We start from the raw sequence: 24,109 nt of genomic DNA, 5'->3' as shown, positions 1-24,109 counted from the left end.
CGCCCCTCACACCGACCGCACCACCACCGGCACCGCCCCCGGCACCGACCGTGCCACCACCGCCCCCGCCCCTCACACCGACCGCACCACCACCGCCCCCGCCCCCGGCACCGACCGTGCCACCACCGCCCCCGCCCCTCACACCGACCGCACCACCACCGCCCCCGCCCCGTCCGCCGAGCCGTCCCGGACGGCCGACCTCGTCACGGCCCACACACTGCTCAACTGTCTGATCCGCGAGGTGTCCGCCCCCGAGCACCAGGTGACGGTCGCCGACGACCACCTCCTGCTCCGACTGCCCCGCCGGGGCCTGCTGCTGCGCGCCGCGCTGCGCCGGACCTCGCTGATCGGGGCGCATCGCTTCCGGGGCTCGGTGCAGCGGCTCGACGCAGACGGCTGGGTGAGCGTGGACTGGCGCGAGCTGGCCGCCAGCGTCCAGTACGAACTGGAACAGCGCACGGGCCTGGCCAACGAGGAGTTCCTGGATCAGGTGGCGGACAGCCGGGAGACGATCCGCGTCGTCCTGGAGGAGCGGGCGGGGGCCTGCGCGCCCGCGGACCCGTACGTCGCCTCGGAGCAGTCCCTGGTGTTCGGCCACCGCTTCCACCCCACGCCCAAGGCCCGTACCGGCGACCCGGCGGACTGGCTGGCGTACGGCCCGGAGACCGGCACCCGCTTCCGCCTGCGCTACCTGGCCGTGCGCCGTCACCTCGTACGGGAGGAGGGCGAGCCGTACGCGCTGGACGCGCTGCACCCGGTGGCCGGCCCGGAGTTCGCCGTACTCCCCGTGCACCCCTGGCAGTACCGGCTGCTGAAGGACCACGACCGGCTGCGCGAGGCGCTCGCCGCCGGAGACGTCGTGGACACCGGCGCGGGCGGCCCGGAGCTGGTGCCGACCGCGTCGGTGCGGACGCTGTACGCACCGGAGGCCGACACGTTCCTGAAGTTCAGCCTCAACGTCCGCCTCACCAACTGCGTCCGCAAGCACGCGAGGTACGAGCTGTCCGGGGCCGTCGCCCTCAACCGGCTGCTCCAGCCCGTCTTCGCCCGGCTCACCGAGCGCTTCCCGGGCTGCGCGCTGCTGGCCGAGCCCGGCTACCGCACCCTCGACACGGCCGGCGACACCGCCCTCCTGGAGGGCTTCGGCGTCATCGTCCGCTCCGGCCTGCGCCCTCACCTGCGTCCCGGGGTCACGCCCCTGCTCGCCGCCGCGGTGGCGGACGAGTACCCGACCGGCGCGGCCCATGTCTCCCACCTGCTCGCCCGCGGCGACGGCGACGTCCTGGCCTGGTGGGACGCGTACCTCGGGCTGTTGCTGCCGCCGGTCCTGGCCGCCTACTTCGAACACGGCGTCGTCCTCGAACCCCACCTGCAGAACGTCGTCGTCGGCGTCCGGGCCGACGGCACGCCCGCGCAGATGTTCTTCCGCGACCTGGAGGGCACCAAGCTCCTGCCGGGCCGTCACCGGCAGGCCCTCGCGGACCTCCCCGACGACGTGCGCGGCCCCCTCACCTACGATCCCGAACACGGCTGGAACCGGGTCGCCTACTGCCTCCTCGTCAACCACACCGCCGAGCTGCTCAGCGCCCTGGCCGACCTCGACCCGACGCTGGAACCCGCCCTGTGGGGCCTGGTCCGCGACCACCTCGCCGCGTACGCCCGCACCGCCGCCGAACCGCCGCGCCTGCGCGCCCTGCTGTCCGGCGTACCGCTGCCGGCCAAGGCCAACCTGCTGCTGCGCTGGTCCCGCAAGGCCGACCGGCACGCCGGCTACGTGCCCCTGCCCAGCCCGCTCGGCGCGGACTTCCCCCGCGAGGTGGTCCGGTGAGGCCCGAGACGTACGACCTCGTCGCCGCCCTGCCCGACGACGACCTGCCCGCCTACGTCTACGACCTGCCCGGCCTGCGCGACCACGTGCGCGCGATCCGGGCCGCACTGCCGGACCGCGTCGAGCTGCTCTACGCGGCCAAGGCCAACTCCGACCCCCGGATCCTGCGCACCCTCGCCGCGCACGTCCACGGCTTCGAGGTGGCCTCCGGCGGCGAGCTGGACCACGTCCGCGCCGTCGTCCCGGGTGCGCCGATCGCCTTCGGCGGTCCCGGCAAGACCCCGCAGGAACTGACCCGGGCGCTGGACGCGGGCGTCGGGCGCCTGCACATCGAGAGCGAACACGAGCTCCGCCTGCTGACCACCCTGCTGGGCGACCGGACCGTGGACGTCCTGCTGCGCGTCAACCTGCCCGTCGACGTGGGCCCGGTCGCCCTGGCCATGGGCGGCGGTCCGTTCGGCATGGATCCCGTCCAGCTGGACCGCTGCCTGGAGGTGATGCGGGCGGTCCCGGGCGTCCGGTTGCGCGGCCTCCACCTCCACCTCGCCAGCGGCCTCCGGGCCCGGCCCCAGCTCCTGCTCGTCGACGAGATCCTCGCCTGGGCCGGGAGCTGGGCCCGCGAGCGCGGAGTCGAGCTGCGCGAAGTCAACGTCGGCGGCGGCATGGGCGTCGACTACACGCACCCGCCCAGGGTGTTCGACTGGCCCGCCCTGGGCGCCGGACTGCGCCGGATCCTCGCCCGCCACCCCGACCTCACCCTGCGGATCGAGCCCGGCCGCTCGGTCACGGCGTACTGCGGGTGGTACGTCACCGAAGTCCTGGATCTCAAGTTCAGCCGGGGGCACGCGTTCGCCGTCCTGCGCGGAGGCACCCACCACCTGCGCACCCCGGCCGCGAAACAGCACGACCAGCCCTTCGAGGTGATCCCCCGGGACACCTGGCCGCGGCCCTGGAACCGTCCGGAGGTCCGGGACGAGCCGGTGACGCTGGTCGGACAGCTCTGCACGCCCAAGGACGTCCTGGCGAGCCGGATCATGACCGAACGGCTGCGCGTCGGCGACCGGGTCGCCTTCGCCATGGCCGGCGCCTACGCGTGGAACATCTCCCACCACGCGTTCCTCATGCACCCGCACCCGACCTTCCACCACCTCGACGACGCCGGCGCGCCCGTCGCGGGTGACGCTCGCGCCCGTCGGACGTCATGAGTGCCGTCGTCCGCCCGCCGGCGACGCACGCGCTCGCCGTCCGCGCCTTCCGGCGCTACCTGCTCGGACAGCTGGTCTCCAACATCGGCACGTGGATGCAGCGTGCCGCCCAGGACCTGCTCGTCCTGCACACCACCGGCAACAGCGGCAGCGCGGTCGGCACCGTGACCGCGCTGCAGTTCCTGCCCGGGACCCTGCTGGGCCTGACCGGAGGCGTGCTGGCCGACCGGTACCCCAGGCGGCGGACCCTGCTCCTGACCCAGACGGCGATGGCCGCCCAGTCGCTCCTGCTGGGACTGCTCACGGTCACCGGAGCGGTGAACCTGCCGTCCCTCTACGCGCTGGCCCTCGCCCTCGGCGCCGCCACCGCCCTGGACGGTCCCGCCCGCAACGCCTACATCGGCGAACTCGTCTCCCGGGAGCACACGGCCGGCGCCGTCAGCCTGAACGCCGCCCAGTTCAACGTGGCCCGCGCCGTCGGCCCGGCCCTCGCCGGCCTGGCCGTGGCGGCCCTCGGCACCGGCCCGGTGTTCCTCCTGAACACCGTCTCGTACCTGGCCGTCCTCCACGGCCTGGTCACCATCCGTACCGACGCGCCGGACGCCCCGGCCCGCGCCCGACCGGGCCCCACCCGGGTGAGCGAGGCGCTCCGCCACATCGCCACCACCCCGGACCTGCTCCTCCCGATCGGACTCGTCGCCTTCGTCGGCACCTTCGGCCTCAACTTCCAGGTCACCATCTCGCTCGTCGCCGTCACGGTGTTCCACACGGGTGCCGCCTCCTTCGGCTGGCTCTCCGCCGCCTACGCCCTGGGCGGCCTGCTCGGCGCGCTGCACCGGGCCCACCACGGCAAGCCCCCCACCCGGCGCCGTCTGGCCTCCACCGCGATCGGCTTCGGCGCACTGGAGATCGCGCAGGGTCTCATGCCGGACTACGGCTCGTTCCTGCTTCTGCTGTTCCTCACCGGATACGCCGCGGTGACCGTGACCACCACCGCCAACGCGCTGGTCCAGCTGCACGCCGACCCACCGCTGCGCGGCCGCGTCCTGTCCGTCTACTTCCTCGTCCTCCTCGGCGGCACCCCCGTCGGCGCTCCGCTGGTCGGCCTGGTGTCCGATACGCTCGGAGCCCGCTTCACCCTGGTCCTGGGCGGTGCCGTCTCGCTCGTCGCGGCGCTCGCGCTCGGCGTCCTGGCCCGCGGGCGTGGGGCGCGGAGCCCCCGGAGACGGCGCGGCCCCGCGCCCGCGGTCGAGGGGGCGGCTGCCTGCCCGGCACCCGCGCACCTTAGTCTTACAACATGTAGGAGCTGCCCGGGGTGCGAGCGCGCCCCGGCAGGTCAAGAGCGCACTCCGTGGGCTGCCTCCCGGCGCCGACGGGGACGGGCGCTGACCGAGGAGTGGCGAGAATGAGCGAACACCGGCGCCGACCGTCGGGGCGGGCCGTACCGCCCGGCCCCGACGGCACGCAACACGGCGGCCGGGCCGCGGCGCGCCGGGCCGCGCAGTCCCGGGACGGGCGCGGCCGCCGAGCCGCCGGTACCCGGCAGGCGGACGCCGGGCGCCCCCGTCGACGCGGCCTGATCGACTACCCGCGGGCCGGCCGACGCGGCCTCCGGCGGTGGCTGCCGTCGTGGAAACTGGTGTCCGGCACCTTCCTGCTGTTCGTAGCCGGCCTGCTGGGCCTGTTCGGCTACGCCTACGCCACGACGACCATCCCCGGCGCGAACCCCAGCACCCAGGCGCAGAGCAACACCTACTACTGGTCGGACGGCTCGGTGATGACCACCCAGGGGTCCACCAACCGGCAGAACGTCGACCTCGCCCAGGTTCCCAAGCTGGTGCAGTGGGACTTCCTCGCCGCGGAGAACGCCACCTTCTACACCGATCCCGGCGTCGACACGCAGGGCATGCTCCGCGCCGTCTACCACATGGCCACGGGCGGTGAGGTGCAGTCGGGGTCGACCATCACCCAGCAGTTCGTGAAGAACACCTACCTCAGCCAGGACCAGTCGGTCACCCGCAAGCTCAGGGAGATCATGATCTCCCTGAAGATCGGCGGGCAGATGTCCAAGCAGCAGATCCTGCAGGGGTACCTGAACACCTGCTACTACGGCCGGGACGCCTACGGGATCGAAGCCGCGGCCCGCACCTACTACCACGTGCACGCTTCCCAGCTGACCGTCAGCCAGGGGGCCTTCATCGCCGCCACGGTCAACGAGCCGAGCGTGCTGATGCACGCCGACACCGACCCGCAGGCCAAGGCCCAGGCCACGGCCCGCTGGAAGTACGTGCTGGACCGGATGGCCAAGATCCACAAGATCACCGCGGCGCAGGAGCAGCAGTACCTGGCGGCGGGGTTCCCGACGCCGAAGCCGTACACGCCGTCGGCGGGCATGGCCGGGCAGACCGGATACCTGGTGCAGGCCGCGGAGAAGTACGTCGAGGCCCACACGTCCCTCACCGACCAGCAGCTGGGCCACGGCGGCTACCAGATCTACACCACCTTCGACAAGAAGAAGGTCAGCGCCCTGTCGGCGTCCGTCACGGCGATGGAGCGGAAGCATCTGGATCCGCGGCACCGCACGGCCGACAAGGACGTCCAGGTCGGCGCGGCGTCGATCGATCCGTCCAGCGGCGCACTCGTCGCGCTGTACGGAGGGCCCGGCTGGAACAAGGGGCACTGGACGGACAACGCCGACGCGGCCGGCGTCCCGGTCGGCTCCACCTTCAAACCCCTCGACCTGGCCGCCGCTCTCGATCACGGCGCCGTACTCTCACCCGGGCAGCCGGCCTCGCCCATCACCCCGGACTCGAAGTTCGACGGTGACGACGGCATCACCATCAAGAACCAGCAGGGCCAGGAGCTGCCGGACGCGAAGGACCCCACGGGGCTCCTGCACCAGCGCAACGACGTCACCACGAAGTGGGGCTACATCACCCTGCGCAAGGCGATGGAGCAGTCGGTCAACACCCCGTACGTCCAGCTCGGCGAGTACGTCGGCTACGACGCCGTGGAGGGCGAGGCCCTGAAGGCCGGGCTCCTGCGCACGAGCCTGCAGTACGACACCCCGGGCTTCTACATCGGTACGTCCACCCCGTCGGCGATACGCATGGCGGACGCGTACGCCACCTTCGACGACGGCGGCGTCCAGCACGAGCCGTACTCGGTGACCAAGGTCGTCGCCGACGGCCGGCAGCTGCCCGGCTTCGACAAGCCCAAGGGCACCATGGCCATGCCCGCCTCGACCGCCGACACCGTCACCGACGTCCTGCGGGACGTCGTCAAGAACGGCACCGGCACCAACGCCCAGGCCCTGGGCCGCCCGGCGGCCGGCAAGACGGGTACCACCGACGACTACAAGTCGGCCTGGTTCATCGGCTACACCCCGCAGCTGACCACGGCCGTGAGCATGTTCAAGGAGGACCCGAAGAACGCCGGCCTCCAGTCCATGCAGGGCGTCGGCGGCTACGCCAAGGTCTTCGGCGCCGACATGCCCACCGAGGTGTGGACCGGTTACATGACCGCCGCCCTCCAGGGACAACCCGTCCAGCAGTTCCCGCCCGCACCCGCGCTCGGCCAGTCCACGGACGAGTACGGCGCACCCTCGCCCACGCCCTCCGCCACCGTGGCCCCGAGCACACCCCCGGCCACCCCGACCGTGCCGGCCACCCCGACTCCCACCACCGCACCGTGCCACGGGCACGGGAAGCACTGCGTCAGCCCGAGCCCGACCGACACGACGGGAACCACCGGCGGCACCGGCGGCGGCCTGTTCGGCGGCACGACCGGAGGGACCGGCGGCACCACCTCACCCTCACCCGGGCCGACGAGCACCACATCGGCGCCGGCACGCGTCCGCCGTTAGGGTCTGCCCGTGGCTTTCATCGTGGTGTGCGAGGACGACGCGGCGGTCCGTGACGTCCTCAAGCGTGCGCTGGAGCACGACGGCCACACGGTCGCCGTCGCCGCCACCGCGGACAGCCTGCTGCGCCGGCTCGATCCGGTCCCGCACCTGGTCGTCCTGGACCTGGGGCTCCCGGACGCCGACGGCCGCGACGTCTGCCTGGCGCTGCGCTCGCGCGGCGTCGACGCCCCGGTGCTGATGCTCACCGCGCTGGACGGCATGCACCACAAGGTAGGGGGGTTCGAGGCGGGAGCCGACGACTACATGACGAAACCGTTCGACATCCCGGAGCTGCTGGTGCGGGTCCGCGCCCTGCTGCGCAGGACGACCGCGACCACTCCGGCGAGGGGCGTCGTGCTCGACCCCGCGAAACACGTCGTGACCTACGGTTCGACGAGCGAGAGCCTGACGCCGACCGAGTTCCGGCTGCTGGGCAGGCTCATCGCCGCGCAGGGTGACGCGGTGCGCCGCCACGCCCTCGTCGCCGCGGGGTGGCCGCACGGCGCGCAGGTCAGCGACAACACCCTGGACTCCTTCGTGCGCCGGCTGCGGACCAAACTCGGTGCGCTGGGCGTCGCCGACCGCCTGGCGACGGTCCGCGGGGTGGGCTACCGATGGGAGTGACGGGCTTCCGGGGGAGGGTCGTCGCGCTCGCGGTCCTGATCGCGACAGCGGTGGTCGCGGTCCTGGTGGTGGTCTCCCACGTGTTGCTGAGCCGGGTGACCGACGCCGATGCGCACGCCCTGGCGCACACCCGTGCGGAAGCGGCGGCGGCGAACGTGGCCGTCCGCGGTGGCCGCGTCGTGCTGATCGAGGGCGGCAACGAAGCACTGGACACCGTCTCGTGGGTGTACGCCGACGGGCGCCTCATCGACGGACTCGTGCCCGCCGGCGTCCGCGACCGCGTCGACGCGCTGGTCGGCTCCGGACGGTCCCGGACCACCACGGTCGGCAGTGACCTGCTGTACGCCCAGCCGATCCGTCAGGAAGGCCACCACGTCATGGTGGTCGTGCGGGTCGATCTGACACCGTACGAGACGTCGGAGCAGCGCAGCCTGACGATGTCGCTCATCCTGGGCGGCATCGCGATCCTGCTCGCCGCCGTCGTCGCGCGCCTCGTGGTGGGCCGCGCGTTGCGGGTGGTCCACGACATGGCCGCGCTCGCCGACGACTGGGGCGAGCACGAACCCGGGCGCCGCTTCGACCTCGGTGTGCCCCGGGACGAATTCGGGGAGCTCGGCCGAACGCTCGACCGCCTGCTCGACCGCGTGGACAACGCGCTCGCGGACGAGCGCCGGCTCACCGACGAGATCGCCCACGAGCTGCGGACGCCCCTGACGGCCCTGCGGGGCGAGGCACAGCTGGCGCAGCTCTCCGGCCACCAGGTGCCACCTCGGACCGTGCTGACCGAGGTCGACCGCCTGAACACGGCGATCACCACGATCCTCGGTGCCGCCCGGACCCGGATCGACGGCGGTACCCGCTGCGATCTCCGGGCGGCGGCGCGACAGGCCGTCGCCGGTCGGTCCATCGAACTCGCCATCCCGGCCGACGTCGACGTCGCCGTGGCCACGGAACTCGTCGTGGCCGTGTTGTCACCCCTGCTGGAGAACGGCCTGCGGCACGCGAGCTCGCGCGTCTGGGTCACGGGGCGCGTGCAGCCCCAGGGGGTCGTGATCGACGTCCTCGACGACGGCCCGGGGTTCGACCCGGCGGAGGTCGACCGGGTCTTCGAGGCGGGCGTGACCAGCGGCGACGGGCACGGCCTTGGGCTGGCCGTGGTCAAGCGGCTCGCCGCTTCCGCCGGAGTGGCGGTCCGCGCGATCGCGGCTGGTCACGGTCGCGTCGAGGTGACCTTCCCCACGCCGGAGGCGGCCGCGTAGTCAGGTTGTGTGCAGGTTGGGCGAGCCAGCCTCGGCGCATGACAACGACGAGCGAAGCCCGCACGCACCGCAGCGGGCGGCTGATGCTGAACAAGGTTCCCGAGGTCACCGTCTGGTTCTGGGTGATCAAGATCCTGTGCACGACCGTCGGTGAGAGTTTCGCCGACTGGATCAACATGAAACTGGGCGTCGGCCTGGTGAACACGGCCTGGATCTTCACCGCGGTGTTCGTCGTGGTCCTGGCCGTCCAGATGCGGCTGAAGCGGTACGTACCCTTCCCGTACTGGCTGACCGTGGTCGTCGTCAGTGTCACGGGCACGCTGTACACCGACATCCTGACCGACCAGCTCAACGTGCCGCTGTGGATCAGCACCGTGGTGTTCTCGGTGCTGCTCGCCGTGGTGTTCAGCGCGTGGTGGCTGCGCGAGCGCACCCTCTCGATCCACTCGGTCAACACGCTGCCGCGTGAGTCTTTCTACTGGCTCACCGTGCTCGTCACCTTCGCCCTCGGCACCGCGACCGGCGACTGGACCCTGGAGCTCACCGGCTGGAGCCCCGGAGTCTCGGTCCTCCTGCCGCTCGGCCTCATCGCGGCGATCACGCTGCTGTGGAAGTTCGGCGCGAACCCCGTGCTGTCCTTCTGGCTCGCCTACATCCTGACCCGCCCGCTGGGCGCCAACATCGGCGACTGGCTCGCCTCCCCGAAGGTCGCCGCGCCGGGCGAGCCGACCGGCCTCGCGCTGGGCACCTTCACCACCAGCCTGATCTTCCTCGGCCTGATCCTGGCGACCGTCGTCTACCTGACGGTGACCCGCTCCGACGTGACCGAGACCTACGACGCCACGCACACCCCGGGGACCACCACCGACCCCCGGCGGGAGCGCGTCGGGCTGGCGGGCTTCGGCGTCCTCGCGGTCGCCACCGTGGCCCTGCTGGGCTGGGCGCACGGTCAGCCGCACGTCGGACCGGCGCCGGAGACCGACGCCACCTCCACCGTTCACCTCGCCCCGGGCCAGGCCGTGAAGAAGTTCCCGGCCACGAAGGTCGCCGCGCTGAAGGCACTCGCCTCGACCTCGCTCAAGGACGCGCAGTCGGGGAACGCGACCGGGGCCCACGCGGCCGCTCAGTCGCTGCGCGACCTCTGGGACGCCGACCAGGCCACGTTGCAGCCGCTGGACAACACCGGCTGGACGTTCCTCGACGCCCAGATGGACCAGGTCCTGAAGACCTTCGGCATCGACCACCCGAACCCGCCGATGCCGTCGGCCCGTCAGGAGGCCGAACTGCGCACCCTCCTCACGGACATGCGCTGAGCACGCTTCCGGGGCCGCTCCGGTGGATGTCACCCGAGCGGCCCCGGTTCCGCGGGGGTCAGCCGGTCGGCCCTGCCGGGGTCGTGGTGGTCTTGAAGCCCTCCGTCTTGTTGGCCTGGACGGCGAAGTCGTTGGTGAACGTCTTGCCGAGGTCCACCGAGCCCTTCACGTTGCCGACGAGCTGTTCCGTGGCAAGCGAGGTCTTCGGGCCGCCGGCCGGCATGATGCCGTCGGGGAGGAACTGGCCCTTGTCCTCGGTCAGGGCGGTGATGTAGTCGGCCTTGGTCACCAGCTGGTTCGACACGAACGACGCCGGCAGCTTGTTCGCTATGTCGGCCGCGCTGTGCGTGTTGATCCAGTGCATGGTGGCGACGAGCGCGTCGACGACCTTCTGCACCGTGTCCTTGTGCGCGTCCACCCAGTCGGTGCGGGCGAGCACACTGGCCGCGGGGTAGGCACCGCCCATGGCCGCCGTGGCGCCCTGGGTGGTGGCCAGGTCGATCGCGGAGGTGCCGACACCCTTCTTCTGGATCGCGGCTACCGTCGGCTGTGTCGTCATCACACAGTCGACCTTGCCGTTCTGCAGGGCGGCGATGGCGGTGGAGCCCGCCCCGACCCCGATGCGGTGGAACTGGCTGGTCTTGACGCCCTTCTTGGCGGCCAGGAACTGGGTGAGCGTGTCGGTGCCCGAGCCCAGGTCGGTGACGCCGAGGGTCTTGCCCTTGAAGTCGGCGCCCGAGGTGACGCCCGACTTCTTGGTGCACATCTCCCGCTCGCCCGGCGCGCCGGACAGCTGGACGACGTCCTCGACCGCCTTGCCCTTCGCCTGGAACTCGATCGTGTGGTTGTACCAGGCGCCGGCCATGTCGACCTGCCCCGAGGCCATGGCCTCCTCGGCGCCGACACCGCCGTCCTGCTCGGTGCTCAGCTGGACGTCGACGCCGTACTTCTTGTAGAAGCCGAGGTTCTGGGCGAGCTGGTAGGGCAGGTAGATCTGCTTGTCGATGCCGCCGACCATGAGCTTCACGGTCGGTGTGCCGCCCGAGCCGCTGCTTGCGGAGCTGCTGCCCGAAGTGCCGGAGCAGGCGCTGACCGCGCCGAGGGCGAGAACGGTGAGGACGGACGCGGCGACTGCGACGGGTCGTCTGGACATGGCTGGCCACATTCCTTTGCTGAGGTCGAACAGGGAAGAGCGGGGAAGAGCGGGGAAGAGGGAGCGGCGGGTCGCGTCAGAGCGCGTTGGACGCCTCGGAGGGGGCCGGCGGCCGCCAGGACAGCAGCCGGTGCTCCAGCTTGCCGATCACCCACTCGGCGCCGAGCACGATGACCGAGATGACGAGCATCGTCGCGAACACGCCGTTGGGGTCGAAGTTGTTCTGCGCGGTCTTGATGACCAGACCGAGGCCGCTCTGGGCGCCCAGCACCTCGCCGACCAACGCGCCGACGATGGCGAAGCCGAAGGCGCTGTGCAGGCTGGCGATGATCCAGGTGAGCGCGGAGGGCACGGTGACGTGCCGGATGATCTGCGACTGGGAGGCGCCGAGCACCCTGGCGTTGGCGAGGATGTTGCGGTCGACCTCGCGCACGCCCTGGAAGGCGTTGAAGAAGACGATGAAGAACACCAGCACCGCGGCGAGCAGGATCTTCGGCAGCACCCCGATGCCGAACGCGACGATGAAGATCGAGCCGAGGACGATCCGCGGGATCGCGTTGACCATCTTGATGTAGGGGCCGAGGACGTCGGCGAGGAAGCGGCTCTGCCCCAGCGCGATCCCGAAGACCACGCCGGTGACGGCCCCGACGGCGAAGCCGGCCAACGCCTCCTGGATCGTCGTCCAGATGTTCGCGTAGAAGGAGCCGAACTCGGTGCCGTGCCGGAAGAGGTCGACAAGCCGCTTGGCGATGCCCGAGGGCTGCCCGAAGAAGAACGGGTCGACGATCCCCCAGGTGGTGAACGCCTGCCAGCCGCCGATGACGAGGACCGCGAGTCCGACGCGGCCGGCCCACACCAGGGCGACGCGACGCCGGCGAGCGCGTCTGGCGGCGGCGGCCGCCGAAAGCTGTGCGCCGTCCTTGACGGAGGCGGGGGAAACTGCGGACGCCGTGCTCATGCCGTACCTCCTGCGGTGCGTGCGTAGGCGCGCTCCACCTCCTCGCGCAGCGAGTCCCAGATCTGGTGCTGAAGTTCGATGAAGCGGGGCTGGAAGCGGATCTCCTGGACCGAGCCGCGCGGGCGGGGCAGGTCGATGTCGAAGACCGCCTTGACCGACCCGGGGCTGGACGTCATGACGACGACCCGGTCGGCGAGCGCCACGGCCTCGTCGAGGTCGTGGGTGATGAAGATGACCGACGGCCGGATCTGCTCCCACAGACCGAGCAGCTCGGTCGACATGATCGCCTTGGTCTGCACGTCCAGGGCGCCGAACGGCTCGTCCATGATCAGGATCCGGGGTTCGTTGATCAGCGCCGCGGCCATCGCCACGCGCTTGCGCATCCCGCCGGAGAGCTGGTGCGGGTAGCGGTCCTCGAACCCGGTGAGGCCCACCCGCCGCAGCCAGTCGCGTGCCGACGCCTGTGCCTGTCGCTTGGGCACGCCGCGGAAGACGGGGCCCATCAGGACGTTGCCGAGCACGGTCTTCCAGGGCAGCAGCGCGTCGGCCTGGAACATGAAGCTGACGCCGTCGGTGACGCCGTCCACCTCACGGCCGCCGACCCTGACCGAGCCCTCGCTGGGCCGGTCGAGCCCGGACACCATGCCCAGCGTCGTCGACTTGCCACAGCCGGTCGGGCCCACCACCGCGCAGAACTGGCCCGGCTCCACCGTGAACGAAACGTCCTGGAGTGCCGTGAACACCTCACCCGCGGGGGTCAGAAATCGTTTGGTGAGCCCTGAAATCTCGACTCGCGCGCTGTCCTGGCCGCTCTTCTCGGCGACCGGGCTCACCGCGGCATCGTTGCGTGAAGCCATCTGCGGCTGTCTCCTTCCTGACCTCGGGGGTCGGACCTCGGGGGTCGAGGAAGGCAGACGCTAGGGGCCGCCGGGTGTTACGTCGCTGTTTCCTCCGTATCCCGCGTTAGCCGTGTTAGCCGGACTTCTGCTCGTTCTGCTCAGTGGACCGGGGGTGGGCAGAAGGCCGATGTCGGGGGCACAATCACGCCACCACGGGTACGGCGCAGGAGCCGGCCCGGCAGTCCTACGACAGGCGAGAGACACGAGGGACACTGGTGAAACCCGTCCGTATCCCGGTCGGCCGTGGCGGGAAGGGACGGCTCTCCGCGCGGATCCTGGCCAACCACCTGGTCATCCTGGCGCTGACCGGGCTGATCGGCTTCGTGCTGTTCGCCTTCGCCCAGCGGGGTGAGCTCGACCGCGCCTACGAGCAGCGGGCCCTGGCCATCGCGCGGACCACGGCCGCCGACCCGCAGATCCGGCAGGCCATGGGGCGCGGGGGCGGCGGCGATGTGGTGCAGCGGGTGGCCGAAAGGATTCGCCTTGCCTCCCGCGCGTCGTACGTCGTCGTGCTCGACCTGCACGGCATCCGCCACTCCCACCCCGACCCGGCGCTGATCGGCGTGGCGACGGGTGATCCGATCGTGGTCCTGGACGGCCGGTCGCACGTCGGCACCGACCCGGGCGGGCTCGGACGCTCCGCCAACGGGAAGGCCCCGCTGTACGGGCCCGACGGCAAGCTGGTCGGCGAGGTGTCCGCGGGCATCACCGAGCACCATGTGCTGGGCGAGCTGTGGCGCGAGCTGCCCACCTTCGGCCTGTACAGCGCCATCGCCGTCGCGCTCGGCTCGGCGGCCGCGTTCCTGCTGGCCAGGCGGCTCAAGCGGACGACGTTCGGACTGGAACTGGAGGAGATCGCCGGGTTGCTCCAGGACCGGGAGGCGATGCTGCACGGCATCCGCGAGGGCGTCGTCGCCTTCGACCCCGACGGCCGGATCACGGTGGTCAACGACGAGGCCCGCGACCTTCTCGGCCTCGGCACCGCGCTCGGCAGCACGCTGGCGGAGGTACTGCCGGACGGGCGGCTGCGCCGTGCCCTGGACGGCACCGTGGCGGGCAGCGACATCAGCGTCCTCACCGACGACCACTGCCTCGTCGTCAACCGGATGCCGGTGGCCCTGCACGGCCGTGAACTGGGCGCCGTGGTCACCGTGCGCGACCGCACCGAGCTCATCGGGCTGCTGCGCGAACTGGATTCCGTGCGCGGGCTCACCGACGCGCTGCGCGCCCAGCAGCACGAGTTCACCAACCGGATGCACACGATGGCCGGGCTGCTGGACATCGGCGACCACGAGGCCGCCTACGAGTTCGCCGTCGAGACGGCCGGCGCCGAGCAGGCGCTCGCCGAATCCGTACGGGAACGCATCGGCAACCCGCTGCTCGTGGGCCTGATCGTCGCCAAGACCACGGTGGCCGCGGAACGCGGGGTGCGGATCGTCCTCAGCGACGACTCCGCCCTCGGCGAGGACCCGCCGCATCTGCGCCGGCTGCTGACCATCGTCGGCAACCTGCTGGACAACGCGATCGACGCATCCGCGACGGCGTCCGCCCCGGCACGGCCGGGTGGCCCCGAGGTGCGGCTGGCCTTGATCGAGGCCGTCGACGCGGTACGGGTGGAGGTGGCCGACACCGGGCCCGGCATCCCGCCGGGCGCCATCGAGTCGATCTTCGAGGACGGCTGGTCGACCCGCCCGGACCGGGGCACCGCGCGGCGCGGGCTCGGCCTCGCGCTCGTCCACCGGCTGGTGCAGCGGCACGGCGGCACGATCACGGTCAGCGAGGGGCCGGGTGCGGTCTTCACCGTGACCCTGCCCGTGCCCGGCATCGCCCCGGCCCCACCGGACGCCCTCCTCACGACGGCCGGGCCGGTGCCGGTCGGCGCGCCGGACGGCAGCATGGGAGGTGACCGCTGGTGATCCGGACCCTGGTGGTGGACGACGACTTCCGGGTCAGCCGCATCCACTGCGACTACGCGTCCCGCGTCAAGGGCTTCGAGGTGGTGGGACAGGCGGCGACCGTGGGCGCGGCGCTGGACGCGGTGCACGACCTCCGCCCGGACCTGCTGCTCCTCGACATCTTCCTGCCGGACGGCAGCGGACTCGACGTGCTGCGCCGGCTGAGCGGGGACGAGGGCGGGAACCGCCCCGACGCCATCATGATCACCGCCGACCGGGACATCACCTCGGTGCGGATCGCGATGAAACTCGGCGCCGTCGGCTACCTGGTCAAACCCTTCGGCGCGCCCGACCTCGCCGAACGGCTCACCGCCTACCGCGAGCTCCAGCACCGGATGGACGCCCTCGGGGCGGTGCCGGAGACCGACCAGGCCGACGTGGACGCCCTGTTCAGCGCGGCCCGCCCGCCCGCGGTGCCCCGCGTCCCCGCCAAGGGCCACTCCGCGCCGACCCTCGCCCTGCTGCACCAGACCCTGCGCGCCGCGCACGACGCGCTGTCGGCCGCGGAAGCCGCCGAACGCACCGGCGTCTCCCGCGCCACGGCCCAGCGCTATCTCTCCTACCTGGTCAAGGAGGGCATGGTCCGGCTCGAACTGCGCTACGGAGCCACCGGACGCCCCGAGCACCGCTACCGCGCGGCGCACTGACCGGGCGACGGTGACGGTGACGACGACAACGGCGACAGCGGTGGCGACGACAGTGGCGACGACGGTGGCGACGACGGCGACGGTCACCGCGGGCGGGGCTCCGCTAGGGTGAGTCGATCTTCAGACTCGCAGGCGTGGGGGCACAGCAGTGACGACCGAAGTGACACCCGAACTGGCCGAGGCGATCCAGCGTGGCCACGACCGGCGCGACCGGGCGAACATGGCGCCGACGATCGCCTACTTCCAGGCGCTGCTCGCCGAGCACCCCGACCACCCGGTCCTCGTGTACGAGGTGGGCGGCGCCTACGACACCGCGGGACAGGAGGAGACCGCGCGCGGCTACTACGAGCGGGCGCTCGCCCTCGGCCTCGACGGTGACGTCCTGCGCCGGTGCCTGTGCCAGTACGCCAGCACCCTGAGGTGGCTGGGCGAGCTGGACGAGTCGCTGGCGGTGCTGGACCGGGCCCGCAGGGAGTTCCCCGACTCCGACTCCGTACGCGTCTTCCGCGCCCTGACCCTCAACGAGGCCCGTCGGCCGGACGAGGCCGTGGCCGAGTTGCTCACCGTCGTCACCGAGCACGCCGAGGTCACCGACCTCGGACGGTGGGCGGTCGGCCTGCGCGGCCTCGCCCAGTGGCTCTCCGACGGCCGCCCCGAATAGGAGGCGTCCACGCCGCACGTCGGCCCGGGTGGCCCTGACCTCACCTTCGCCAGAACAGGTGGTGCGTCACGCCGCTCGGGCTGGGCACGAGCTCCAGATGGAACCGGTCGAGCAGCTCGTCGGGGGACTCCCACAGCCGGAGTCCGGACCCGAGGCTGACCGGTGAGACCGCCACATGCAGGGTGTCGACGAGGTCGGCGTCGAGGAACTGCCGGACGGTGGCGACCCCACCCCCGAGTCGGACGTCCTTGCCCTGCGCCGCTTCCCGCGCGCGCTCCAGGACGGTGGCCGGGTCGCCGTCGACGAAGTGGAACGTGGTGTCGGAGAGCGTGAACGACGGGCGCTCGTGGTGGGTCATGACGAACACCGGTGTGCGAAACGGGGGCTGCTCCCCCCACCAGCCGTGCCATTCGTGGTCCTGCCAGGGACCGCGCTGGGGCCCGAACTTGTTGCGACCCATGATCTCGGCACCGATGTTGCGCGCGAAGTCCCGCGTGAAGTAGTCGTCGAGGCCCCGGCTCCCGCCGGGATCCGTGCGCATGGGCCAGCTCGCCGTGGCCCCGGCCCAGGCGAACAGCCGCTCGGGGTGGTCGAGGCCGAACGGCCGCTCGAGACTCTGGTGCTCACCGGCACCGACACCGTCACTCGAGACGTTGAAGTTCATGACTTTCAGCAGTTGTTCCACGTGTTACCTCGTCAGGTCGGGTCGCGTCACCGTGCGGCGAGGCGCCGCACATCATGACGTCGAACGGGACGAGGCCGGATCGACAGCGGCCCGCGACTTCTTCCGGAAAACGCCGGATCCCGCAGCACCGCCGGAACCATTCGGAGGCCTTGCGGTGGCGGCTGCCGCGGCCGACATCGAGGCTGGCCACAGTGGACGAGTCGCCGTGCACCGTGCGGCGGCAGGGCTCCGGGAGGACTGTGTGACTACTTCGTCGCCCGCTACCGACGCGCCGCCGGCTCGGTACGACGACCTGCGTGCTCTGGTGTTCAACTGCACCTTGAAGCGCTCGCCGGAGACGAGCAACACCGAGGGGCTGATCGACCGGAGCACCGCCATCCTGGACGCGCAGGGCGTGCACGTCGACGTCGTCCGGGCCGTGGATCATGACATCGCCACCGGGGTGTGGCCGGACATGCGGGAGCACGGCTGGGAGAGGGACGCCTGGCCCGACCTGTACCGGCAGGTCCTGGCGGCCGACATCCTCGTGCTGGCCGGCCCGATCTGGCTGGGCGACAACAGCTCGGTGATGAAGCGGGTGATCGAACGCCTGTACGCCTGTTCCAGCCTGCTCAACGAGGCGGGTCAGTACGCCTATTACGGTCGTGTCGGCGGCTGCCTGATCACCGGCAACGAGGACGGCGTCAAGCACTGCGCCATGAACGTCCTCTACAGCCTCCAGCACCTGGGCTACACGATCCCGCCGCAGGCGGACGCCGGCTGGATCGGCGAGGCCGGCCCCGGACCGTCGTACCTCGATCCCGGTTCGGGCGGCCCGGAGAACGACTTCACCAACCGCAACACCACCTTCATGACCTGGAACCTGCTGCACCTGGCCCGCGCGCTGAAGGACCTCGGCGGCATTCCCGCCTACGGCAACCAGCGCACCGCCTGGGACGCCGGCTGCCGCCGCGACTATGAAAACCCCGAGCACCGGTAGCGGGATGCCGACGGCAGGCGGCGGACGGCCGTCGGGTTCGGCCCCACGCGGTGGGCCGGCGCGCCGGGGACCGGACGGCAGGCGCGTACGGGAGCGGCTGAGGCGTGTGCGGGCCGGTGCGGCGGCTGCGACGGCGTCGGCGGCCGCCCGTACCCGTACGGCGGCGCGGCGCGTCGGTCAGATGCCCCCGCCCCCGGGACCGTTCCGCCCCGGATTCTGGCGCAGTCCGATCCGCGGGCCCTGGCTGACCTCGGCATTCGGCCTGATCCTCCTGATCGGCATTCCGCTGCTGTTCCTCACCGGGCTGCTCTCCTACGCCGCCTACAACCCCGACCTGAGCCCCCTCAACGACGAGACACCCGGCAAGGGTGTCCTGGGCTTCTACCTCTTCAGCTGGCCCACGCGTCCCTACTGGCTCTACCGGCTGCTCCAGGGTGTCCACGTGACGCTGGGAGTGGTCCTCGTACCGGTGCTGCTGGCCAAGCTGTGGTCGGTGATCCCGAAGCTGTTCGCATGGCTGCCGGTACGTTCCGTCGCCCACGGCCTGGAACGGCTGTCCCTGCTCATGCTGGTCGGCGGCGTCATCTTCGAGTTCGTGACCGGAATCCTGAACATCCAGCTCTACTACGTCTTCCCGGGCTCGTTCTACCGCCTGCACTTCTACGGCGCCTGGGTGTTCATCGCCGCCTTCGTCGTCCACGCGTGGCTGAGACTCGGGCGGATGACCCGGGCTCTGCGCTCGCGCAGCCTGAGGACCGAACTGCGCACAGGCCTGGCCCAGACCGTGCCCGAACCCCCCGACCCCGACGGCCTGGTGGCGGCCGCCCCCGCCCCGCCGACGATGTCCCGCCGCGGCGCACTCGGCATGGTGGGCGCGGGATCGCTGCTCCTCCTCGTCGTGACCGCCGGACAGAGCATCGGCGGGTGGCTGCGCGGCACCGCACTGCTCGCACCGCACAACCGGGATCCGGGCAGCGGCCCGAACGGCTTCCAGATCAACAAGACGGCGGCGAAGGTCGGCATCACCCCCGCGCTCGTGGGCCCCACCTGGCGACTGGAGGTGCACGGACGCGGAGCGCCGCGGATCCTCACCCGCGAGCAGCTCCTGGCGATGCCCCAGCACGCCGCCGCCCTGCCGATCGCCTGCGTGGAGGGATGGTCCACCGAGGACCAGTACTGGAGCGGTCCACGGCTGTCCGACCTCGCCGCCCTGGCCGGCCTGCCCGACGCCGCGAGTGTCCTGGTCCAGTCGATCCAACCGCCGGGCCCCTTCACCAGGGTGGTGCTGCGCGGCAACCAGATCCGCGACCCGCGAGCGCTGCTCGCCCTCCGCGTCAACGGCGCGGACCTCTCGCTCGACCACGGGTACCCGGCCCGCGTCATCGTCCCGGCCAACCCCGGTGTGAACAACACGAAGTGGGTTCACCGGCTCACCTTCAGGGCGTGACCATGGCACGATTCGTCCGCTGGTACGGCTCCGGACCGCTGCACCTGCTCGTCCTGATCGCCTCGTTCGCCCTGACCGGCTACGCCATGGTGCGCCTGTTCGCCGTCCAGCCCTGGGAGGTGGCGATCTGGTTCGTCGGCGCGGCCGTCCTCCACGACCTCATCCTGCTGCCCCTGTACGCACTGGCCGACCTGTCGGCCCTCTCCGTACTGCGGCACCGAGCCGACGCCGCCGACGGACCGACGGTGCGGTGGATCAACCACCTGCGGGTTCCCGCTTTCCTGTCCGGTCTGCTCCTGCTGGTCTGGTTCCCCCTCGTCCTCCGTCTGGCGGAGCCCTACCCCGGTGACACCGGCCTGTCCGACAGTGTCTACCTCGGCCGCTGGCTGGCGATCACCGGCGTGCTCTTCGCGGCCTCCGCGGTCGCCTTCGCCGCGCGACTGCGCCGCATGCGCCGGCCCGGCGACGACGCGAGCCGACCCCCTGCCGGACCGGGCACGGCACTGTGACAACGGACGAGGACGACCTGTACGACGCCGAGGAGGACCCCGACGAGGACCCCTACGCCCTCGCTCTGCGACCCGGCCGGGACCCGGTGTACCTACGGCTGGACGACGGGCGCCGCATCTGGATGCCGGTACACCGCTGGCACGAACGGCCCACAGCCGCCGACACGACCGTGCTGGAACGCTGTGCCGGCCCAGTCCTCGACATCGGCTGCGGTCCGGGCCGTATGTGCAGAGCGCTTCTGAGCCGGGGAGTCTTCGCCCTCGGAGTCGACATCACGCCTCGCGCCGTCGCACTGACCACCGCGCTGGGCGGGCTCGCGCTGCACCGGTCGGTCTTCGACCGGCTGCCGGCCGAGAGACGCTGGCAGACGGTGTTGCTCATCGACGGCAACATCGGCATCGGAGGCGACCCTCATGGCCTGCTGCGCCGCTGCGCCGACCTCATCGCCCCCACCGGGAACCTCGTCGTCGAGGTCGACCCCGATGACGTCGAAGAGCGTTGCACCGCCCGGTTCGAGAACCACCGGCGCCAGGGCGGTCCGTCCTTTCCCTGGGCGCGGCTCGGACGACCGGCGCTCCACCGGATCGTCGCCGACCTCGCCCTCACCGTCACCGACCAGTGGACAAGCGGACACCGTTGCTTCGCCGCCCTCGCCCACCAGGACCAGCCCGCGACCGCCCTGACGGAACCCTCACCGCGACGAAACCCTTTCTGACGGTGCTCTGACGTGCGGGTCCGTGCCCGAGAGCACCAGTCCAGCAGACGCAGCGCGACCGTGTCCGTACGCGCCTTGCGCAGCGACTCGGCCTGCGCCTTGCCCCAGCCCTCCGCGACGGCCTCGGCTCAAGGGGGCCACGCCGGCCACGTACGACTCGGAACCGGCCGCCACCTGGCAGGCGTACGAGACCGACCACCATGACCTGCGCTTCACGGGCGACTTCCGCCGCGAGCTGGACAACATCACCTTCCCCGGCGAACGGGCTGCGGCGGAGAAGACGGTCCAGACGTACGCCGTCTACCAGCGGGACGACCGGAAGATCCGCGCCCTGCCGGCCGCCGGGAAGGAACAGGAGGCGGTGGAGTTCTGGACGGGGTGGGAGCCCGACACGTCCAACGCGCACTTCGGGGCGTGGATGTCCGCGTTGGACAAGGTGGCGGACATCAACCGCGCCCACTTCACGTCATCGGTCGAGGAGGGCCGGTCGGAGGTGGACGGCCTGTTGCCGTGGGCGTGCGGGCTCCTGTGCGCGGCGATGGTCCTGGCAGCGCTGGGGCTACGGCCCCGGCTGGCGGAGTTCCGCTTCAACCTGCCCGGGGGGCGCGAGGAACGGCGCGATCGGCCCCACTCACCCGCAGATGACCACGAACCCCTACGTGTCCGCCAACCGCGCCTCCTCCAGATCCAGCCCCCGCTGTAGCCGCCGTCGGGTCGTGTCGCTGATGGTGTGATCGTCGTAGAGGCGCTGGAGTGCCGCGGTCTCGACGACGATCAGGTCCCGACGGAGCTGCCGGCAGACCTGGTCGGCGGACTCGGTGCCCACGTCGGCCCGCCGAGCATCCGGAGGACGCGGACGTCGACGTACCGGTCGGCGACCACATGGCGCTGTCCCTGCGCGGCCGCGTGCTGCCGGCCTCCGACCGCCGGGTACTGGCCGCGTTCGCCGCCCAGGCCGCCGTCGTCCTGGCCCGCCAGCGCCTCCGGCGCGAGGCCGACCGCGCCAAGGAACTGGCCGAGGGCAACATAAGGACCGCGCTCCTCGCCGCCGTCAGCCATGACCTGCGCACCCCGCTCGCCGGCATCAAGGCCGCCGTGTCCTCGCTGCGCTCCGACGACGTGGAGTGGTCCGACCGGACGGAACTGCTCCAGGCCATAGAGGGCGGCGCCGACCGGCTCGACCACCTCGTCGGCAACCTGCTCGACATGTCCCGCCTCCAGACCGGCACCGTCACCCCCGTCATCCGCGAGACCGACTTGGACGAGGTCGTGCCCATGGCACTCGGCGGGGATCGGCCGTATGACCCCGCCCATCTTCGGAGCGTAGTCGAGTGACTACGTTGAGTGAAAGGGGATCAGGGATGCGTCCGACGTCCATGGGCCGGCTGGCGGCCGTCGCCTCTACGGGCCTGCTGCTGGCCGGAGTGGTGAGTGCCGGAGCGGCTCAGGCACAGTCCGCTGCGCAGGCGCGGTACCCCGGTGGGCTCGTCACCTACTCGATCGAGTTCTCCAACCCCCAGGAGAAGGACGACAACAACCTGCCCGAACCCTACGGGCGGGTCTTCGTGAAGGACTTCGGCCCCCGGCAGACCACCCTGTGGGAACACCCGGACCTGGACATCAACACCCCCACCGTGCCGCGCTACCCCGAGGCCGGCGTCACGCAGAGGTTCGCCGACCACCTGATCACCGAGGTGTGCGCCTACGTCGGCGAGGACGACACCGGCTACAACGCCGACGACATCCTCGCCCAGGGCTGCGAGCTCTTCCACGGCCCCGGTGCGTACACCATCCCCGGCCCGGACGGAGAGGTGACCGTCACCGTCTACCGCATCGGCTGATCCCCTCAGAGCAGGGGTGCCCCACCCTCTGCCCGGGGGTGGGGCACCCACGCTGCAGCAGCGCACCACGCCGGAATCCGCAGTGTGGTGGGGAGAAAAACCACAGTTCCGCCGCTCGACCACCGCCGGAACATGGTCGACGCCGCGCGGGCCCACACCACCGGTCAGGCTGCGAACGCCGGGCCGTCGGTGAGAACGCCGACCCTGCGCAGCACGTCCGCGCCCAAGCCGACCGGCTCGCCCAGGATGCTCGCGCTGCCGGTGTCCGGGGGCGAGAGGCCGACCAGCATCCGCATCGCGCAGGTCTTGCCCGCTCCGTTCGGGCCGAGCAGCGCGCAGATCTGGCCGGCTTCCGCGGTGAAGCCGAGCCCGCTGACGGCCTGCCTGCGTCCGTTCCGTCTGGACAGCTCGCGGGCGCAGATCGTCGATGTCGCCTGTTCCCGCGCTGTGGACGGTTCCGTCGTCACGCCTTTCACCGGTGCATATCCGGTCGTCGAAGGTGGGTGGCGGCCGCGCCGAAGCGGCGGCGCAGGCCGGAGGAGTCGTACGGGAAGCACACGAGCAGCAGAGCAGCCGTGACCAGGGACGTGACCAGACCGGCGCCGAGTGTGAGGGCGGCCAGAGCCGGTACGGACGTCAGCGATCCCGTCCCGAACACGGCCCACAGCGCGTCGCGGAATGCCGTCGCCACACTGATCGCGACGCATCCGGCGACGGCCGATGCCTCGGCGATACGGCGGGACCGGGCGCGCGGCGGCCGTGCGATGAATCCGGCGACCGCGTTGCTGATCACGCAGAAGGCGAGGTTGGAGGTCGCTGCGACGACCAGAAACCAGGCGATCAGCAGCGGGTCCGTCCAGCGTTCGCCGACGGCCTGCACACCGGTGAGGGCCGCCGCGGCCAGCGTGCTCAGCGTGACGAACACCGTCATCGCGCGACGGCGCACCCAGACCGTCGCGTCCGGACCGACCCAGCGCCGCAGTACGGGAATTCGTCGGCAGAGGAAGACGGCGTCGCCGAGCCAGTCGTTCCGCCAACCGCCGGCCGAGCGGCGCGGGCGGCGACAGCGCCCGAGCGACACCGCCGCCACCGCGGTGAGCAGGGAGTTGACGACCAGCCCCCCGATCAGCACCGATGCCCAGGTCCCCGAGGACGAGGCGGACGTCCTGGCGATGACCGCGGCCCACTCGGACACCACCGTGAGCCCGACCAGCGTGACCATCGCCCCCGCCGCACGCACCGTCTGCTGCTCCCGGTCCCCACCCCCCGACGCCCGCCGAGCGAACAGCCGTAAGGCGATGACCAGCGCGAGCATCGGCACCGTGAACTGAGCCAGGGACACCATCACGTCGTACGGGTCGTCCTGCCACGGGCTGGCGGCCCTGACGGTCTTGTCCTGGGTTTCCAGCACCGTCAACGCCTCGAACACGACGGCGAGAGCGAGGCTCCCCCTGACCACGGCCGAGGACACCCGGCCGTTCTCCTCCATGGCTTCCATGAGGCGCCATAGTACGCGTCTCGTACTA

The 24,109-nt window shown here is 71.7% G+C and carries 22 protein-coding genes and 2 pseudogenes; 17 read left to right on the top strand and 7 right to left on the bottom strand.

What is annotated here, in order from left to right; translation table 11 throughout:
- From AB0958_RS07115 to AB0958_RS07085, 7 genes are all read left to right on the top strand, one after another.
- A partial coding sequence (locus AB0958_RS07115; RefSeq protein ID WP_366889294.1) for an IucA/IucC family protein occupies nucleotides 1-1,828 on the top strand: 1,828 nt, incomplete at its 5' end.
- Nucleotides 1,825-3,033 carry a type III PLP-dependent enzyme gene (locus tag AB0958_RS07110; protein ID WP_366889293.1) on the top strand — a complete coding sequence of 403 codons (1,209 nt, stop codon included), beginning with the start codon at nucleotides 1,825-1,827 and terminating at the stop codon, nucleotides 3,031-3,033. The genes AB0958_RS07115 and AB0958_RS07110, both read left to right, overlap by 4 nt.
- Nucleotides 3,030-4,442: an MFS transporter gene (locus AB0958_RS07105; protein ID WP_366889292.1), complete on the top strand. Its 1,413-nt coding sequence runs from the start codon at nucleotides 3,030-3,032 to the stop codon at nucleotides 4,440-4,442. Before AB0958_RS07110 ends, AB0958_RS07105 begins: the two co-directional genes overlap by 4 nt.
- Nucleotides 4,439-6,898, top strand: coding sequence for a transglycosylase domain-containing protein (locus tag AB0958_RS07100; protein WP_366889291.1), 2,460 nt, complete (start codon nucleotides 4,439-4,441; stop codon nucleotides 6,896-6,898). The genes AB0958_RS07105 and AB0958_RS07100 overlap by 4 nt, the downstream gene beginning before the upstream one ends.
- 9 nt (nucleotides 6,899-6,907) lie before the next feature.
- Nucleotides 6,908-7,561, top strand: coding sequence for a response regulator transcription factor (locus AB0958_RS07095; protein ID WP_366889290.1), 654 nt, complete (start codon nucleotides 6,908-6,910; stop codon nucleotides 7,559-7,561).
- A complete protein-coding gene (locus AB0958_RS07090) occupies nucleotides 7,552-8,820 on the top strand; it encodes a HAMP domain-containing sensor histidine kinase (RefSeq protein WP_366889289.1) in 1,269 nt (422 codons plus the stop codon). Before AB0958_RS07095 ends, AB0958_RS07090 begins: the two co-directional genes overlap by 10 nt.
- 38 nt (nucleotides 8,821-8,858) lie before the next feature.
- Nucleotides 8,859-10,133 carry a hypothetical protein gene (locus AB0958_RS07085; protein ID WP_366889288.1) on the top strand — a complete coding sequence of 425 codons (1,275 nt, stop codon included), beginning with the start codon at nucleotides 8,859-8,861 and terminating at the stop codon, nucleotides 10,131-10,133.
- Nucleotides 10,134-10,191: 58 nt separating this feature from the next.
- Here AB0958_RS07085 and AB0958_RS07080 read toward each other — a convergent pair whose 3' ends face one another.
- From AB0958_RS07080 to AB0958_RS07070, 3 genes are all read right to left on the bottom strand, one after another.
- On the bottom strand, nucleotides 10,192-11,286 hold the full coding sequence (locus AB0958_RS07080; RefSeq protein ID WP_366889287.1) for an ABC transporter substrate-binding protein: 1,095 nt from the start codon (nucleotides 11,284-11,286) through the stop codon (nucleotides 10,192-10,194).
- A gap of 76 nt (nucleotides 11,287-11,362) precedes the next feature.
- Nucleotides 11,363-12,244, bottom strand: coding sequence for an ABC transporter permease (locus AB0958_RS07075; protein WP_366889286.1), 882 nt, complete (start codon nucleotides 12,242-12,244; stop codon nucleotides 11,363-11,365).
- Nucleotides 12,241-13,101 carry an ABC transporter ATP-binding protein gene (locus tag AB0958_RS07070; RefSeq protein WP_366889285.1) on the bottom strand — a complete coding sequence of 287 codons (861 nt, stop codon included), beginning with the start codon at nucleotides 13,099-13,101 and terminating at the stop codon, nucleotides 12,241-12,243. Before AB0958_RS07070 ends, AB0958_RS07075 begins: the two co-directional genes overlap by 4 nt.
- A gap of 257 nt (nucleotides 13,102-13,358) precedes the next feature.
- On the opposite strand from AB0958_RS07070, the gene AB0958_RS07065 reads away from it, so the two are divergent.
- From AB0958_RS07065 to AB0958_RS07055, 3 genes are all read left to right on the top strand, one after another.
- Entirely contained in the window at nucleotides 13,359-15,059 is a 1,701-nt protein-coding gene (locus tag AB0958_RS07065) for a sensor histidine kinase (RefSeq protein WP_366889284.1), read from the top strand.
- On the top strand, nucleotides 15,056-15,745 hold the full coding sequence (locus AB0958_RS07060) for a response regulator (protein ID WP_366889283.1): 690 nt from the start codon (nucleotides 15,056-15,058) through the stop codon (nucleotides 15,743-15,745). The genes AB0958_RS07065 and AB0958_RS07060 overlap by 4 nt, the downstream gene beginning before the upstream one ends.
- Nucleotides 15,746-15,893: 148 nt before the next feature.
- Nucleotides 15,894-16,406, top strand: a complete 513-nt coding sequence (locus AB0958_RS07055) for a tetratricopeptide repeat protein (RefSeq protein WP_366889282.1) — start codon at nucleotides 15,894-15,896, stop codon at nucleotides 16,404-16,406.
- 40 nt (nucleotides 16,407-16,446) lie between these two features.
- Here the strand turns inward: AB0958_RS07055 and AB0958_RS07050 are convergent, their stop codons facing one another.
- A complete protein-coding gene (locus tag AB0958_RS07050) occupies nucleotides 16,447-17,091 on the bottom strand; it encodes a dihydrofolate reductase family protein (protein WP_366889280.1) in 645 nt (214 codons plus the stop codon).
- A 241-nt stretch (nucleotides 17,092-17,332) separates the two neighbouring features.
- Here AB0958_RS07050 and AB0958_RS07045 point away from each other — a divergent pair, with 241 nt between their 5' ends.
- From AB0958_RS07045 to AB0958_RS07025, 5 genes are all read left to right on the top strand, one after another.
- Entirely contained in the window at nucleotides 17,333-18,070 is a 738-nt protein-coding gene (locus AB0958_RS07045) for a flavodoxin family protein (RefSeq protein WP_366889279.1), read from the top strand.
- Nucleotides 18,071-18,251: 181 nt separating this feature from the next.
- Complete coding sequence (locus AB0958_RS07040) at nucleotides 18,252-19,517, top strand: molybdopterin-dependent oxidoreductase (protein WP_366889278.1); 1,266 nt, start codon at nucleotides 18,252-18,254, stop codon at nucleotides 19,515-19,517.
- Between the two features lie 2 nt (nucleotides 19,518-19,519).
- A complete protein-coding gene (locus AB0958_RS07035) occupies nucleotides 19,520-20,026 on the top strand; it encodes a hypothetical protein (protein WP_366889341.1) in 507 nt (168 codons plus the stop codon).
- Complete coding sequence (locus AB0958_RS07030; RefSeq protein WP_366889277.1) at nucleotides 20,023-20,742, top strand: methyltransferase domain-containing protein; 720 nt, start codon at nucleotides 20,023-20,025, stop codon at nucleotides 20,740-20,742. Before AB0958_RS07035 ends, AB0958_RS07030 begins: the two co-directional genes overlap by 4 nt.
- Nucleotides 20,743-20,764: 22 nt before the next feature.
- A complete protein-coding gene (locus AB0958_RS07025) occupies nucleotides 20,765-21,445 on the top strand; it encodes a hypothetical protein (protein ID WP_366889276.1) in 681 nt (226 codons plus the stop codon).
- Here AB0958_RS07025 and AB0958_RS07020 read toward each other — a convergent pair.
- A pseudogene (locus AB0958_RS07020) lies at nucleotides 21,398-21,562 on the bottom strand (Na+/H+ antiporter); the annotation flags it as partial. The gene AB0958_RS07025 and the pseudogene AB0958_RS07020 sit on opposite strands and share 48 nt — an antisense overlap.
- A gap of 23 nt (nucleotides 21,563-21,585) precedes the next feature.
- Here AB0958_RS07020 and AB0958_RS07015 point away from each other — a divergent pair.
- Nucleotides 21,586-22,032, top strand: a pseudogene (locus tag AB0958_RS07015) (histidine kinase dimerization/phospho-acceptor domain-containing protein); the annotation flags it as partial.
- A 71-nt stretch (nucleotides 22,033-22,103) separates the two neighbouring features.
- Nucleotides 22,104-22,583, top strand: a complete 480-nt coding sequence (locus AB0958_RS07010; protein ID WP_366889275.1) for a hypothetical protein — start codon at nucleotides 22,104-22,106, stop codon at nucleotides 22,581-22,583.
- A gap of 164 nt (nucleotides 22,584-22,747) precedes the next feature.
- Here the strand turns inward: AB0958_RS07010 and AB0958_RS07005 are convergent, their stop codons facing one another.
- Nucleotides 22,748-23,050: an ATP-binding cassette domain-containing protein gene (locus tag AB0958_RS07005; RefSeq protein WP_366889274.1), complete on the bottom strand. Its 303-nt coding sequence runs from the start codon at nucleotides 23,048-23,050 to the stop codon at nucleotides 22,748-22,750.
- A 5-nt stretch (nucleotides 23,051-23,055) separates the two neighbouring features.
- On the bottom strand, nucleotides 23,056-24,081 hold the full coding sequence (locus AB0958_RS07000; protein ID WP_366889273.1) for a hypothetical protein: 1,026 nt from the start codon (nucleotides 24,079-24,081) through the stop codon (nucleotides 23,056-23,058).
- Nucleotides 24,082-24,109 lie beyond the last annotated feature (28 nt).

The sequence above is a fragment of the Streptomyces sp. NPDC006655 genome (assembly GCF_040703965.1).
Classification (GTDB): domain Bacteria; phylum Actinomycetota; class Actinomycetes; order Streptomycetales; family Streptomycetaceae; genus Streptomyces.
The sequence above is the reverse complement of the archived record's forward strand: the minus strand, read 5'-3'. Positions and strand labels throughout refer to the sequence as shown.